Below are 14,462 nucleotides of genomic sequence, written 5' to 3'. Positions count from 1 at the left end.
AAGTCCTGCCCTCCGCCCTAAGCACTTACCACAGAGTCAAGGTTTTCCTCATGGCCGAAAAGAAGGTCTCCGTCCGCCTCGTGGCGGAGGGCGGACGCCGCGTGCGCGCCGAACTGGAAGGCGTCGGCGAAGCCGGTGCCCGTGGCTTTGGCCGCCTGTCGCGCGAGATGGAACTGGCCAACACCCGGCTGGCCGCCTTTGCGCGCCGGGCGGGGCTTGCCCTCGGGGCCGCTGCGGCCGCTGCCACGGCCTCGCTCGGGCTGATCGTTCGCACGACGGTCGAGAGTGCCGCACAGATCAGGCAGTTTGCGCAGGTTGCCAATGCGACGCCCGAGGCGCTGCAACGCTGGTCGGCCGGGGCGCGGACGGTCGGCATCGAGCAGGAGAAGCTGGCCGACATCCTGAAGGACGTGAACGACCGGGTGGGCGACTTCCTGCAGACCGGCGGCGGGCCGATGGCGGATTTCTTCGAGAACGTGGCCCCGCGAGTGGGCGTCACGGCCGACCAGTTCGCTCGGCTGTCGGGGCCGGAAGCACTGCAGCTGTACGTCGACACGTTGGAGCGGGCAGGCCTGAGCCAGCAGGAAATGACCTTCTATCTCGAGGCCATGGCCTCGGACGCCACCCGCCTCCTGCCGCTTCTGCGGAACGGCGGGGCCGAGATGGCCCGACTTGGCGACCAGGCATCCGACCTTGGCGCGGTTCTGGACGGCGATGCGCTCGAGGCGCTGCGCCGCACGCAACTGGCGCTGGGCACCGTTTCCCTCGTCTTCGAGGGTCTGCGCAACCGGATCGCCGTGGCGGTCGCCCCGACCATTGAGGCGCTGGCCAATGCCTTCGTGGCCCTCGCGTCCGACGGTGGCATCCTGCGCTCGGCCATCGACGCGTTGATCGGCAACCTCGGCCGACTTGCCTCCTACGCCGCCACTTTCGCCGCCGTCATGGCAGGACGCTGGGTGGCCGGGATGACCGCCGCGGCCCTGTCGGTGCGCGGCCTCGCCACGGCGCTGGTCTTCCTGCGCGGCGCCCTGATCCGGACCGGCATCGGTGCGCTGATCGTCGGCGCGGGAGAGCTGGTCTATCAGTTCTCGCAACTCGTCGCCCGGGTCGGCGGTGTGGGCGAGGCGTTTCGCCTCCTCGGCGATCTGGCCCGCGAGGTCTGGTCGCGCATCGGTCTGTCGCTGGATGCGGCATTGGCGCGGATGGCGGCCGGATGGGAGGCGCTGAAGGCGGCGGGGCTATCGGCCTTGGAAGGCACCATCGCGGGCGTCGTCCGCTTCGGCGACCGGACAGCCGCGATCTTCCAGGGGGCTTATGACGCGGCGGTGGCGATCTGGGGCAGTCTGCCGGGCGCCATCGGCGACTTCGCCTTCCAGGCGGCAAACGGGTTGATCTCCGGCGTCGAGGCGATGCTGAACGGCGTCGTCACGCGCATCAACAGCTTCATCGAGACCTTGAACGCTGCGCTGGCCCTGCTGCCCGAATGGGCCACCGGCGAAGGTGGCGTGCGGATCGGCATTCTCGATCCGGTGGAACTGGGCCGCATTGGCAACCCGTTTGAGGGAGCCGCGACCGCTGCTGGTGCCGCTGCCGCGGATGCCTTCTCGGCCGCGCTGTCGCGGACTTACCTCGAGCCGCCTGACCTCGGCCTCGGTGCCATGGCCGAGGATGCCCGCGCCCGGGCCGACGGCTATCGCGAGGCCGCAGGCATGCTGGCTGACGCTGCCGGTCGGCCACTCGCCAGCTGGCAGGCCCTGAAGGATGCGGTGACCGGCACCGGGACGGAGGCCGAGACCGCGCTGGCAGATGCCGCCGCCTCGGCCGATGCCTTGACCACGGGGCTGAACGACACCGCCACCGCCGCCGATGGTGCTGGCGGGGCCGCGCGCGAGGCGGGGGCTGCTGCGGCGGAGGGTGCAGACACTGCGCTCTCCGGCTGGCAAGCCGTCACTGCCGCACTCGCCGACTATGCCGCCAAGGCGCGCGATATTGGCGGAGACGTCGGCAGCGCGCTGGTGGGCGCGTTTCAGAGTGCCGAGAACGCCATCGGAGACTTCGTAAAGACCGGAAAGCTCGACTTCCGCGACCTAGTCACGTCCATGATCGCTGACCTCGCGAAGCTGGCAGCGCGGCGTTTCATCCTCGGCCCGATTGCGAACGCCCTTTCCGGCGCGCTGGGCGGCGCGGGCGGCATCTTCGCCAATATCCTGCATGCGGGCGGCATGGTCGGCGCCCCAGGTCCCGGCCGGATGGTCCCGGCCTTGGCCTTCGCGGGCGCGCCGCGCATGCACAACGGTGGCTGGGCCGGGCTGCGGCCCGACGAGGTGCCCGCGATACTGCAACGCGGGGAGCGGGTCCTCTCGCGCAGGGAAGCGGCGGGATACGGCCAGTCGGGTGCGTCCACCGTCAACGTCACGATCAACGCCCGCGACGCCGAGAGCTTCCGCCAGTCCCGCACGCAGGTCGCCAGCGACATCGCCCGGGCAGTCTCGCTCGGTCGAAGGGGGATGTAATGGCATTTCACGAGGTCCGGTTTCCGGACAACATCAGTCGGGGCGCGCGGGGTGGCCCAGAGCGCCGCACCCAGATCGTCGAGCTGGCAAGCGGGGCGGAGGAACGCAACGCCAGCTGGGCCAATTCGCGCCGCCGCTATGACGTCGCCTATGGCATCCGCCGCGCCGACGATCTGGCGGCGGTCGTCGCCTTCTTCGAGGCAAGGAACGGCCGCCTGCACGACTTCCGCTTCAAGGACTGGGCCGACTTCAAGTCCTGCCTGCCGTCGCAGTCGCCCGGCGAGACCAATCAGCCCATCGGCACTGGCAACGGGTCGACCACGCAGTTCCAGCTCACCAAGCGATACACCTCCGGCGCGCAGGCCTGGACGCGGGTTATCACCAAGCCCGTCGCGGGAACCGTCACCATCGCCCTGAACGGCACGCCACAGGCTTCCGGCTGGTCAGTTTCGACCACGACCGGCCTCGTCACTTTCACCACCGCCCCGGTGGCAGGCGTCGCCATCACCGCAGGCTTCGAATTCGACGTCCCCGTCCGCTTCGACACCGACGCTCTCGACGTCACCCTCGACCTCGAACGCCTGGGCTCCATCACCTCGATCCCCCTCGTGGAAATCCGCACATGAAGACCCTGAACACGGCGGTGCAGGCGCATCTCGACGACGGTACCACCACTCTGTCCTGGTGCTGGCGCATCACCCGCGCCGATGGCGTGACGTTCGGCTTCACGGACCACGACCGGCCCCTGTCGTTCGACAGCACCGAGTTCGAGCCGGAAAGCGGGCTGACCGCCTCCGAAGTGCGCTCGGGATCGGACCTCTCGGTCGACGCGCAGGACGCGCAAGGCGTGCTGTCGTCGGACCGGATCACCGAGACCGACATCCTCGATGGCCGTTGGGATAATGCAGCGGTCGAGGTCTGGCGGGTGAACTGGTCGGCACCTTCGCAGCGCGTGCTGCTGCGTCGCGGGGCCATCGGACAGATCAGGCGCGGGCGGCTGGCCTTCGTGGCCGAAGTACGGTCACTGGCACATGTCCTCGGCCAGACAGTCGGGCGGACGTTTCAGGCGAGCTGCGATGCAGCGCTGGGCGATGCGCGCTGTGGCGTCAACCTTGAGGCCGCGGCCTTCAAGGGGACCGGCGCGATCATCGATGTGCTGCGCGATCGGGCCTTCACCGCTTCCGGCCTCGGCAGCTTCGCGGCGGGCTGGTTCGCCTTCGGGCTGGTCGAATGGTCAACCGGGGCGAATGCAGGGCGGCGCGTCGAGGTGCTGTCGCATGACCTCGTCGACGGCGTGGCGATCCTGACCCCGCTGGAAGCCCCGGTGCGACCGATCTCGGCGACGGACGCTTTCGTGGTCCGGGCGGGCTGTGACAAGCGGATCGCGACCTGCGGCGCGAAGTTCGCCAATGTCTCCAACTTCCGCGGCTTTCCACATATCCCAGGGCAGGACGCAGTCCTTCGCTACGCCACCAAAGATGGTGGCCATGAAGGAGCTGTGTTGTGACGCACATTCCGGGTCAGGGTGAGGCGGACAAGCAGACAGTCCGGGGGACTGTCTGCCCGCCGAACGGGCTGCGCTACGCCACCAAGGATGGCGGCCACAAGGGAGCGGTGCTGTGAATACCGCCGACCCCGGCCGCGTCATCGCCGTCGCGCGGTCCTGGCTCGGCACACCCTATCACGACCAGGCCAGCCTGCGCGGGGTCGGCTGCGATTGCCTCGGCCTGGCACGGGGCGTCTGGCGCGAGGTGGTCGGGCCGGAACCGTTCCCGATCCCGCCCTACAGCCGGGACTGGGGCGAGACTGGGCCGAGTGAGGTGCTGGCAGATGGGGCGCGGGCGATGATGCAGGAAGTCGCACCCGCCGATGCCCCACCCGGCGCGCTGGTCCTCTTCCGCATGATGCCCCGCGCCATCGCCAAGCATGTCGGGATCCTGACCGGGGCCGACACCTTCCTTCACGCCTACGAACGCCTCGGCGTGATCGAGGAACCGCTGACGCCCGCATGGCGACGCCGCATCGCCTTCGCCTTCCTGTTTCCCGCACGCTGAGTTTCCGCCATGGCCACGCTTGTCCTCGGCGCTGTCGGTTCCGCCATCGGCGGGGCCTTTGGCGGCGCGATCCTCGGCTTCTCTGGCGCAGCCATCGGCGGCTTCATCGGATCGACCATCGGGTCGGTGGTTGACAGCTGGATCGTCTCCTCGCTGGCCCCGGCTCAGAAGATCGAGGGTCAGCGCCTCGACAGCCTGCGCATCACTTCGGCCACCGAAGGGGCGATCATCCCGCGCCTCTACGGCCGCATGCGCATCGGCGGCAACATCATCTGGGCGACCGATTTCCGCGAGGAGACGAAGACCACGACACAGGGCGGCGGCAAGGGCGGGGGCGGCGGCAAGGTCCAGACGACCGAATACCTCTACTATGCGTCCTTCGCGGTCGCCCTTTGCGAAGGCCCGATCACTGGCATCGGCCGCATCTGGGCCGATGGCAAGCCGCTCGACATGACCGGCATCACCTGGCGCTGGTATCCGGGGAACGAGACCCAGACCGCGGACCCGTACATTTCGGCGAAGATGGGCGCGGCCAATACGCCCGCCTACCGCGGCACGGCCTACGTCGTCTTCGAGGAACTGCCGCTCTCGACCTACGGCAACCGCCTGCCGCAACTGTCCTTCGAGGTCTTCCGGCCGCTCGCGGATCCCGACACCGCCGAAGGGCTGGTCAAGGCCGTGACCATGATCCCGGCCTCGGGCGAGTTCACCTATGCGACCGAGGCTGTTCGCAAGACCGTGGGCGCCACGACCACGGTCTTCGGCCAGACCACCGGCGGCACGACCTCCGCCGAGAACCTGAACGCGCTGCCCGATGAGGCCGACATCGTCGTGGCGCTGGACCGTCTGCAGGCCATGGCCCCGGCCGTGGAGAGCGTCAGCCTGGTCGTCGCCTGGTTCGGCAACGATCTGCGCGCGGGCAACTGCACGATCAAGCCCGGCGTGGAGGTTTCGACCAAGGTCACCAGCCCGAAGGTGTGGGCGGTCAACGGCGTGGCGCGGGCGAATGCGCATCTGGTGAGCCGTGACGCCGAGGACCGTCCGGTCTACGGTGGCACGCCTGCGGATTTCGCGGTGGTGCAGGCCATCCGCGAGATGAGGGCGCGCGGGCTGCGGGTGACGTTCTATCCGTTCCTGCTGATGGACGTCCCGCCCGGGAACACGCTGCCGAACCCCTACAGCGCGAATGCCGCGACGCCGGGCCAGCCGAGTTTCCCGTGGCGGGGCCGGATCACCTGTTCCCCGGCGGCAGGCTTTGCCGCGACGGCCGACAAGACCGCCGCTGCGGCCACGCAGGTCTCGGCCTTCTTCGGCGCGGCCACCCCGGCGCAGTTCGCGGTGTCGGGCGACACCGTCAGCTGGACCGGCCCCGCAGGCGATTGGGGCCTGCGCCGGATGATCCTGCACTACGCACATCTCTGCACGGTGGCGGGAGGTGTCGATGCCTTCCTGATCGGGACCGAGATGCGCGGTCTGACGACGATCCGCTCCAGCGCCAGTGCCTATCCGGCCGTTACCGCCTTCAAGGCGCTGGCGGCGGACGTGAAGGCGATCCTCGGGCCGGGCACCAAGGTGGGCTATGCTTCCGACTGGTCGGAATACTTCGGCCACCGGCCCGGCGACGGCACGGGAGACGTCTATTTCCACCTCGACCCGCTCTGGTCGGACGCCAACATCGATTTCATCGGCATCGACAACTACATGCCTCTCTCCGACTGGCGCGACGGCTTCGACCATGCCGATGCCCTGCAAGGCTGGCCCGCGATCCATGACCGGGGCTACCTGAAGGCGAACATCGCGGGTGGCGAGGGCTTCGACTGGTTCTACGCCTCGGCCGCCGACCGGTCGGCACAGATCCGGACCCCCATCACGGATGGAGCCGCGGGCAAGCCGTGGGTCTTCCGCTACAAGGATCTGCGCGCCTGGTGGTCGAACCCGCATTTCAACCGACCGGGTGGGGTGGAAAGCGGTACGCCGACCGCATGGGTGCCGCAGTCGAAGCCCGTGTGGTTCACGGAACTGGGGTGCCCCGCCATCGACCGGGGCACGAACCAGCCGAACGTCTTCTTCGACCCGAAGTCGTCCGAGAGCTTCACGCCCTACTTCTCGCGCGGCTGGCGCGATGACGCGATCCAGCGCGCCTATCTCGAGGCCAGCTATCTCTGGTGGGGAACCCCGGCCAACAATCCAGTTTCGGCCATCTACGGCGGCCGGATGGTCCACGTCCCGGAATGCGCCGCCTGGACCTGGGATGCCCGGCCCTATCCGTTCTTTCCCGAACTGACCGGGGTCTGGACCGATGGCCCCAACTGGAGGCTCGGGCACTGGCTGACCGGGCGGTTGGGCGCGGTGTCGCTCGCCGCCCTTGTGCGTCACCTCTGCCTGCGCGCCGGGCTCGATGAGGCGTTGATCGACGTCACCGGCCTCTGGGGCGCGGTGGAGGGCTATGTGATCGGCGCGCTGGAAAGCCCCCGCGCGTCGATTTCCACGCTGGCACGGCATTTCGGCTTCGACGCCATCGAGACCGAGGGCGTGATCCGTTTCGTCATGCGCGGGCGGGCATCGAGCGTGACCTTGACGGTGGATGATCTGGTGGCCAGTCGTGAGGGCGAGGCCTTCGAACTGATCCGCGGTCAGGAGACCGAACTGCCGCAGGCGCTGAAGTGGCAGGTCGCGCGGGCGGATGAGGACTATGATGCCGCGCTAGTAGAAGCGCGAAGGATCACAGTCGACACCACCCGCATCGCCTCCGAGTCCTTCCCCATGGCAATCCCGCCCGAGGAGGCCGAACGCCGCTGCCGCCGTGCGCTGATGGAGGCGTGGATCGGTCGCGAGAGCGCCACCTTCCGCCTGCCGCCCTCGCGCCTTTCCCTCGATCCGGCCGACGTGATCCGGCTGGCGCATGACGGTCGTGAGGTGGAATTCCGCCTCGTCTCGGTCGCGGATGCGGAAGCGCGCGGGATCGAGGCTGTCCGCCAGGACCGCGCCGCCTATGACCTGCCACCCGGTGATCCCCGCCCGGCGTCGCTCGCGAGCCCCGTCGTCTTCGGCACGCCCGAGGTGGTGATGCTGGACCTGCCGCAGATTTCCGAGGACCAGCCCGCGCATCGCCCCTTGATCGCCGCCCATGCCAGCCCCTGGCCGGGCGAGATCGCGGTGTTCCGCAGCGCCTCGACAGATGGGTTCGCGTTGCTCACGACCTTCGGCAGTCGGGCGCGGGTCGGCACGCTGGCCTTCGACTTCTTTCCGGGTCCGACCTCGCGCTTCGATCTGGGCAACGCGCTGGTCGTCGATCTGCTGGCTGGAAAGCTGGAAAGCGTGACCGACGTCGCGCTGTTCGGCGGGGCAAATGCGCTGGCGGTCGAGAGCGCCGTTGACCAGTGGGAGATTGTCCAGGCTGGCCAAGCCGAACTGATCGCCTCCGGCCGCTACCGACTGACCCGTCTGCTGCGTGGCCAGCGCGGAACGGAACATGCCATGGGCAATCCGGCACCGGCCGGGGCTCGGGTCGTCGTGCTGGATGTTACGCTGGCCTCACTGTCCATCGCCGAGGCTGACCTCGGCCTGCCGTGGAACTGGCGGGTCGGCCCGACCGCACGTTCTGTCACGGATGACAGCTACGCCGCGCTGGGCTTCACCCCCACTGGCCGTGGGCTTGTCCCCTTCGCACCGGTGCATGTCGAGCAGCCGTGGCGGGTCGCCCGCAGCCCGGGCGATCTGACCATCCGTTGGACGCGGCGGTCTCGCGCGCTGTTGGCCGATGCCTGGGAGCAGGTCGAGGTGCCGCTGGGCGAGGAGCTGGAAAGCTACGACGTGCAGATCCTAGACGGCACGAGCGTCAAGCGCACCCTGACCAGCGGCATAGCTTCTGTCCTCTACACCGCCGCACAGCAGAGCGCCGATTGGGGCGCGCCGCTAGGGCCCGGCCAAACGCTTGTGATCCGCATCTTCCAACTCTCGAACCGCCTCGGCCGCGGCACACCCGCGACCGTGACCCTCCAGTTCTGACGGGATTTCCCATGTCCGACACCACGACCCATCTGGGCCTGCCCTACCTTCTAGCGGCCCAAGCCCAGAAGCATGTCACCCACAACGAGGCCCTGCGCCTGCTCGACGCCATGGTTCAGCTTTCCGTTCTCGACCGCACGCGGACGGCCCCGCCCGCCAGCCCCGCCGATGGGAACCGGCATCTTGTGGCATCGGGCGCCACCGGCCTCTGGGCTGGGTGGGACTTGAACATCGCCTTCTGGATCGACGGCGGGTGGATCCGCCTCGTCCCGCGCACCGGCTGGATGGTCTGGGTCGCGGACGAGGGCCTGTTCCTCGTCTGGACCGGCAGCGCCTGGGAGGTCTTGGGCGAGCCAAGCGAGGTGTCGGACGCCGTGTTCAGCCTCGTCAACGATGCGGACCCGACGAAGAAGGCCACCTTCTCGCTGGCGGGCATCAGCGCCGGAACGACGCGCAGTTTCACGCTGCCCAACACTTCCTCGGAACTGGCGATCCTGGCAGGCACCCAGACATTCACCGGGAACAAGACCTTCTCGGGGACGCTGACCGCTTCGGGCACGGTCACCGTTTCGGCCGCCAGCGCCTCGATCGGCACGGCTACGACGACCGCGACCTACGGAATGGGCACCGGCGCCACGACCACCGGCGTCACCAAGACCGTGAACATCGGCACGGGCGGCGTCTCTGGATCGACCACCGTCGTGAACATCGGCTCCGCCACGGCTGGCGCGGGCGGGACGACCGTCATCAACACGCCGACCGTCACCTTCGCCAATGCCGTCACGCAAGTCGGCATGCCGCAGGCGAACCTAGCCGCGCAGCTTCTGGGTCTCGGCGGGGCCACGGCCGACAGCTACAACCGGCTCTCCATCAACACACCCGCCGCGCTGCTGAACAATGCGGGCGCAGGGATCGAAGCGACGGTCAACAAGGCCGCTGCCGGGAATGACGCTGCCTTCGCGTTCAAGACCGGCTTCTCGGCCCGCGCCCTCATCGGGTTGCTCGGGAATGACGATTTCAGCTTCAAGGTCAGCCCGGATGGCTCGGCCTTTTTCGACGCGATCAGGATCGACCGCACCAGCGGCCAGGTGGAACTGCCGCAGCCCACTGTCCTGCCAGGTCTGGCCGCAGCGCCGACCCCGCCGCCCGCAGGGAAGGCAACCGTCTATGCCCGGAACCGCGCAGGCGCGCCGTGGATCGACGTCATGCGACCCTCGGGCCGGGACTTCCCCCTGCAGCCGCATTTCGGGGTGAACCGCATCGCCAACTGGTCGCCCTCGGTCAGCACCACGATCACGACCGAAGGCCTGCCGATCACCTCGGTCGGCACCGTCTCGCACCCGACGCTGGCCGCCACGAACCTGGCCGCCAGCATGCGCCGCTGGCGTCTGACCTCGGCGGCCGTCGTGGACTCGGTCGCCGATCAGCGCTCCGCAGGCTGGGCCTGCTGGCGCGGCAACGCCGCGGGCCTCGGCGGCTGGACCTTCGTGACGCGGATTTCGCTGACGACGTTGCAAGCGACTGGCATGGGGTTCTTCGGCCTCTATGGATCGACCGCAGCGCTGGCCACCACCCTGACGCTCGCTGCCGCCATCAACTGCATCGGTATCGGCTTCCAGCGCGGGACGCACACCCGCTGGCAGCTTGTCGCGAACGACGGCACCGGCGCACCGACCCTGACCGACATGGGGGCGAGTTTCGCCATCGCCACGGGCGGCGTGCTGACCCTGTTCATCGCCGCGCCGCCGAACGGGTCATCCGTCTGGGTGCGCGTTGTCGACGAGGTCTCCGGCGCGGTTTTCGAGCAGGAGATCACCGCCGACCTGCCAGCCAACACGCAATTCCTGTCACCGCGCCTCTTCATGAACACCGGCGCGACGGCCGCCGCCGTCGCCTACGACTGTGCCGGGGTCTACCTGGAAACCGATTTCTGACCGACCGCAGCCTGCGGCAATGAAAGGACCATCATGAACGACCAGACCACTCTTGCCGGGGAGGTCGCGCGGGCCTTTCGGGACCACGGGATCACCGCCGCGCTGACTGCCCTGATCGGCGGCACCATGGCCCTGATCGCGGCGATCACGCGCAAGGCCTTCACCAACGAGGCCCTGCTGGATCGTCTTGATCGCGAACTCATCACCGAACGCGACCGCTCCGACAAGCAGCGCAGCGAAGATCGCAAGGTGGATGGCGACCGCCTCGACCGGATCGAGACGGACATCCGATCCATGCGGGACATGCTGTTCGACGCCTTCCAGCGCGGCCGATCCGACTGACCGCCTGGCGACCACACCACAACGACCATGTCCCCCGCCCCCGGCGGGCAATGCCCGCCAGAACCTAAAGTCTGCGCGGCCTTGCCGCGCGGGGGCGGGTTTTTCATTTGGAGGATCCACCACAATGCCGACCCTGACCTATCCCCATTGGCGCGATGTGCCCGCGAGCGCCTGGCGCTGGCCGAACTTCTCGGCCGCCGAAATCGCTTGCCGCGGCACCGGCGCGATCAAGATCAACACCGAGGCCATGGACAAGCTGCAGGCCCTGCGCAACCGGCTGGGCAAGCCGCTGATCGTCCGCTCGGCCTATCGCAGCCCGGAACACAATCGTGCCGTGGGAGGGGCCCCGGCCTCGAAACACATGCAGGCCACCGCTTTCGACATCGCCATGTCGAACCACGATCCCGCAGCCTTCGAGGCGGCGGCGCGCGCGGTCGGGTTCCTGGGGTTCGGATACTATCCCCGCTCGGGCTTCATGCACATCGACCTTGGTCCTGCCCGGTCCTGGGGCGATCCCTTCCCGGCGCGGCCCGTGCCCTTCGCCCCGGAACTGCCGCCTGCGCGCGAAGTCCTGTCGGAAAGCCGCACCCTGCGCGGCGGCGGTGCGGCTGGGGCGGCGACCGTCGGTGCGGCCGGGGTGGATGCTGTGAGGGGCGTCCTCGCCGAAACCCAATCCACCATCCAGCCACTGGTGCCCTATCTCGACACTCTGCGGTGGGTGCTGATCGCCATCGCGCTGATCGGCATCGCCGTCACCATCCACGCCCGGCTGGACGACTGGAGACAGGGCCAGAGATGATCGGCTTGCTTCTGACCCATGGCCCGGCGCGCAAGGCGCTGGGCCTCATCCTCGCCGCCGCAGCGATCCTGCTGTTCCTTCTGAACCTGCGCCGTGCCGGTGAACGCGCCGGGCGCGCTGCCGAACGGCTTGATGCCCGAGAAAGAAACGATGCCATCCACCGCCAAATGCTCGACGCTGCCGCCCGTCGCCCTGCTGATCGTGACGCTCTGGCTGACCGGTTGCGCGACGGCAGGTTCTGAGACCCGCGCACCCTGCCCACCCGTGGTCGAATACACCAGCGCTGAACAGGCGCGCGCGGCTGACGAAGTCGAGGCACTGCCGGAGGGGGCCGTCGTCGTCCGGATGCTCAGCGACTACGCCGTGTTACGCGAACAGGCGCGGGCGTGCCGGTAAGGGCGGTAAGCGGACGGTGAGGTTGCAGCAGCGCTCCAGCAGCAATCGGCGCTAGCGGCTGTTCGCCTCGCGCCACAAGGACGGCAAGATGCGCAGGAAGCGGACGACGGACGGCGACGCCTCCGCGCATAGACAACGGGTAAGGTCGCAAACTTCGTACCTTCCCGCGCTTTTCAGAGAGTGTCCGGTTCGAGCCCCTTCTGAGACATTCAGCCAAGCGACAGCTTGCTGAAGCACTTCGCCGGTGCGGCAGAAGCCGCGGCAAACCTGAATAAAGCCGCACAGGGGGCAGCGTCGGCTTGAATTCGTTCCTATATTCAAAATCCGTTAAATTCGACCTCTCCCAAACCATTTGCTTTGAGCTCAATATTGAGGAGGTCAACGGCCTTTTTCCGATGCGCATTCAGTTGATCAACAACTTGTGGCGATTTAATCTCCATCACAGCTTGGTGTTCCACAATCAAGTTCTCTGAAATGGCTGCCGTCGCAATCTCACGAGCCTTCTGCAGATGGTTACCCGCTTTTGTTATCCCCTTGATCTTTGGCTTAGGGATTTTGCATTCGTCTATAACTCTACCATCTCGGTCTTTCAGGCGACCTGTGGAAATTGCGTTCTGAGTGTCGGAAATCGCTTGAATGAAATCCGTGGCTCGATTCTCAAGATGAAATGGAGTTCGTAGAGCCGGCCTATCGAACGCCATGCTAAGCATAAGTAAGTAATGCTCTATCGGGTTGTACTTCGCACGGTACTCCAGCACGTCCTTGTAGTATCTATACATCAAATCGGTGTGATTGTTGAGAAACTCTTGGTAGTCCTCCCAAAACATCAGAGAAACCCGGAAGTGAAGTCCTGATGGATCTAGATTCCTCACATGATCCTGAAGGTTCGCGTCTCTCGGGCCAGTGGTTGCAATTATGAAGCGGTCGAGTTTTGGGGAAAAGTTCTTCGCAGCTTCGACCTCAGAATCGATCTCCGCAACGGACAGCTGTTTAGAGGGAACCCCTGAACTATTCTTCTTCTTGCACTGAATTCCGACGCGCTCTTGCTGATTGAAGTTGTATCCATACACGTCGACACCAGCCTGGGCTTGTCCCTGGCGCCCATTCCTTTCTGCATAGTCGTCCTTCCACTGCACCTTTGCAATGTCGAGGGTGAGCCTTTCAAAGTCCTGCCAATTTGCAGGTGGAGCTATTTCTACTTCAATGGCCGGCACGGATCCCTCCTAGAAAAAACTTGATTGAGGCGGCGAGCGATATGCTCATCGGCCTTGCAGATGTGCCTATCCGTAACGACGAGAGCAAGCAATCGCGAGCAACTGCGGTCCATCGCTGCGGCACGCTTGAGCGGCCGCTTTGGCGGCATGCGCCGGGAGGGGCGACCGGCTGCTTTGGGCCGAACAAGTCGACCTACTCCATTGAGACGCGGCGTAGAATGTCATCGGTGTCGAGCTTTAGCGCGCTGCGCCAGAGCGGCGTTCTGAATACGTGGTACACAGGCTTGCCATCGCCTACTTCACAGGTCTCGGTAATCAATCCCGCCCATTCAAGCGGTCTAAGGACGCAGGAAGAGAACGCGGCCATCTCGCGCCACCCCGCATTGTCCCAATCATGGTTCTCGCCATAGAATGCCGCGAACAAGACCCGCTCGGTGGTGCCATGGTCAGCCTCGACGTTGATGACGTTCATCCACACATCCCACTTCCCGAAGGGGCGATCCTCAAAACGGGCGTAGGAGGAATGGTCGATCTGGAGAACGAAGAACGAGGTGAGTTCGGCAAACAGCCGAGCAGGCGCGCCCGCGTATTCGGCGCCGCGCTTGGTCAGGCGGAATTCGCCCTTGAAGTGTCGGCCGAGGCGCAGGGTGATCAGAAGCTGGTGCAGCACCCCGAGCGGCGGGAATTCATATTCATTGATGACCTTGTTATATCGGAATATTTCTTCCGTGCTCTTTCCTGGCCAGTCAAAATGCTCGACCGCCCAGTGCACGGAAGACGCGCTTGAAGGCCATGGTCTTGGTCAGGCCGATGGCACCGTGCTCCTGCGCGTAGCGAAGCGTCAGCAGCGCCGCGCGCAAGAGCGGCGAGTGCCTCAGGTCAGGATGGTCATCTGGAAGAGCGCGGAACTTGATCATGGCGCGATGCTGCCACAGCAAGTTTCGCAAGGCCAGAGCGCGATCATGTGGCCCGTCGGTGGCGGCCTGGTAAAACGTTGACCATGTGTTGACAAGAATTTCAAAAGCGCAAACCCGACTGTTTAGGTCGGGTTCTAAGCGTCTGATATCGTTTGTAATTTTGGTTGCGGGGATAGGATTTGAACCTATGACCTTCAGGTTATGAGCCTGACGAGCTACCGGGCTGCTCTACCCCGCGCCAAGAGCATCGCGGTGATCTGCGGTGCTTTTTTTGATCGTTTAGAG

The 14,462-nt window shown here is 66.4% G+C and carries 10 protein-coding genes, 1 tRNA gene and 1 pseudogene; 9 read left to right on the top strand and 3 right to left on the bottom strand.

Annotation, left to right across the window (positions count from 1 at the left end; all coding sequences use genetic code 11):
• The first annotated feature begins 50 nt into the window (after window positions 1–50).
• The 9 genes from ACFOMH_RS17835 to ACFOMH_RS17795 all read left to right on the top strand — a co-directional run bounded on the left by ACFOMH_RS17835 (window position 51) and on the right by ACFOMH_RS17795 (window position 11,892).
• Window positions 51–2,513, top strand: a complete 2,463-nt coding sequence (locus ACFOMH_RS17835; RefSeq protein WP_377746164.1) for a phage tail tape measure C-terminal domain-containing protein — start codon at window positions 51–53, stop codon at window positions 2,511–2,513.
• Complete coding sequence (locus ACFOMH_RS17830; protein WP_377746162.1) at window positions 2,513–3,139, top strand: phage distal tail protein, Rcc01695 family; 627 nt, start codon at window positions 2,513–2,515, stop codon at window positions 3,137–3,139. Before ACFOMH_RS17835 ends, ACFOMH_RS17830 begins: the two co-directional genes overlap by 1 nt.
• Window positions 3,136–4,020 carry a DUF2163 domain-containing protein gene (locus ACFOMH_RS17825; protein WP_377746160.1) on the top strand — a complete coding sequence of 295 codons (885 nt, stop codon included), beginning with the start codon at window positions 3,136–3,138 and terminating at the stop codon, window positions 4,018–4,020. The genes ACFOMH_RS17830 and ACFOMH_RS17825 overlap by 4 nt, the downstream gene beginning before the upstream one ends.
• Window positions 4,021–4,132: 112 nt before the next feature.
• The gene (locus tag ACFOMH_RS17820; protein WP_377746158.1) at window positions 4,133–4,567 is read left to right on the top strand and encodes an NlpC/P60 family protein; all 435 of its coding nucleotides are present in this window, start codon (window positions 4,133–4,135) and stop codon (window positions 4,565–4,567) included.
• A 9-nt stretch (window positions 4,568–4,576) separates the two neighbouring features.
• Entirely contained in the window at window positions 4,577–8,575 is a 3,999-nt protein-coding gene (locus tag ACFOMH_RS17815) for a baseplate multidomain protein megatron (RefSeq protein ID WP_377746157.1), read from the top strand.
• An 11-nt stretch (window positions 8,576–8,586) separates the two neighbouring features.
• The gene (locus ACFOMH_RS17810) at window positions 8,587–10,509 is read left to right on the top strand and encodes a DUF2793 domain-containing protein (RefSeq protein ID WP_377746155.1); all 1,923 of its coding nucleotides are present in this window, start codon (window positions 8,587–8,589) and stop codon (window positions 10,507–10,509) included.
• Between the two features lie 33 nt (window positions 10,510–10,542).
• Window positions 10,543–10,851, top strand: a complete 309-nt coding sequence (locus tag ACFOMH_RS17805) for a hypothetical protein (protein ID WP_036707062.1) — start codon at window positions 10,543–10,545, stop codon at window positions 10,849–10,851.
• 124 nt (window positions 10,852–10,975) lie between these two features.
• Window positions 10,976–11,650 carry a YcbK family protein gene (locus tag ACFOMH_RS17800; RefSeq protein ID WP_377746154.1) on the top strand — a complete coding sequence of 225 codons (675 nt, stop codon included), beginning with the start codon at window positions 10,976–10,978 and terminating at the stop codon, window positions 11,648–11,650.
• The gene (locus tag ACFOMH_RS17795) at window positions 11,647–11,892 is read left to right on the top strand and encodes a hypothetical protein (protein WP_377746152.1); all 246 of its coding nucleotides are present in this window, start codon (window positions 11,647–11,649) and stop codon (window positions 11,890–11,892) included. Before ACFOMH_RS17800 ends, ACFOMH_RS17795 begins: the two co-directional genes overlap by 4 nt.
• A 471-nt stretch (window positions 11,893–12,363) precedes the next feature.
• Here ACFOMH_RS17795 and ACFOMH_RS17790 read toward each other — a convergent pair whose 3' ends face one another.
• The 3 genes and pseudogenes from ACFOMH_RS17790 to ACFOMH_RS17780 all read right to left on the bottom strand — a co-directional run bounded on the left by ACFOMH_RS17790 (window position 12,364) and on the right by ACFOMH_RS17780 (window position 14,415).
• Complete coding sequence (locus ACFOMH_RS17790) at window positions 12,364–13,260, bottom strand: hypothetical protein (RefSeq protein WP_377746150.1); 897 nt, start codon at window positions 13,258–13,260, stop codon at window positions 12,364–12,366.
• 193 nt (window positions 13,261–13,453) lie between these two features.
• Window positions 13,454–14,177 (bottom strand): annotated as a pseudogene (locus ACFOMH_RS17785) (hypothetical protein).
• A 161-nt stretch (window positions 14,178–14,338) separates the two neighbouring features.
• Window positions 14,339–14,415, bottom strand: a tRNA-Met gene (locus tag ACFOMH_RS17780).
• Window positions 14,416–14,462: the final 47 nt, after the last annotated feature.

This window comes from Paracoccus mangrovi, assembly GCF_042648425.1.
Classification (GTDB): Bacteria; Pseudomonadota; Alphaproteobacteria; order Rhodobacterales; family Rhodobacteraceae; genus Paracoccus; species Paracoccus mangrovi.
The sequence above is the reverse complement of the archived record's forward strand: the minus strand, read 5'-3'. Positions and strand labels throughout refer to the sequence as shown.

Excerpts from the sequence above, each read along its gene's own strand:
- ACFOMH_RS17835 (WP_377746164.1), top strand. The coding sequence starts at position 51 with ATGGCCGAAAAGAAGGTCTCCGTCCGCCTCGTGGCGGAGGGCGGACGC.
- ACFOMH_RS17830 (WP_377746162.1), top strand. The coding sequence starts at position 2,513 with ATGGCATTTCACGAGGTCCGGTTTCCGGACAACATCAGTCGGGGCGCG.
- ACFOMH_RS17825 (WP_377746160.1), top strand. The coding sequence starts at position 3,136 with ATGAAGACCCTGAACACGGCGGTGCAGGCGCATCTCGACGACGGTACC.
- ACFOMH_RS17815 (WP_377746157.1), top strand. The coding sequence starts at position 4,577 with ATGGCCACGCTTGTCCTCGGCGCTGTCGGTTCCGCCATCGGCGGGGCC.
- ACFOMH_RS17810 (WP_377746155.1), top strand. The coding sequence starts at position 8,587 with ATGTCCGACACCACGACCCATCTGGGCCTGCCCTACCTTCTAGCGGCC.
- ACFOMH_RS17805 (WP_036707062.1), top strand. The coding sequence starts at position 10,543 with ATGAACGACCAGACCACTCTTGCCGGGGAGGTCGCGCGGGCCTTTCGG.
- ACFOMH_RS17800 (WP_377746154.1), top strand. The coding sequence starts at position 10,976 with ATGCCGACCCTGACCTATCCCCATTGGCGCGATGTGCCCGCGAGCGCC.
- ACFOMH_RS17795 (WP_377746152.1), top strand. The coding sequence starts at position 11,647 with ATGATCGGCTTGCTTCTGACCCATGGCCCGGCGCGCAAGGCGCTGGGC.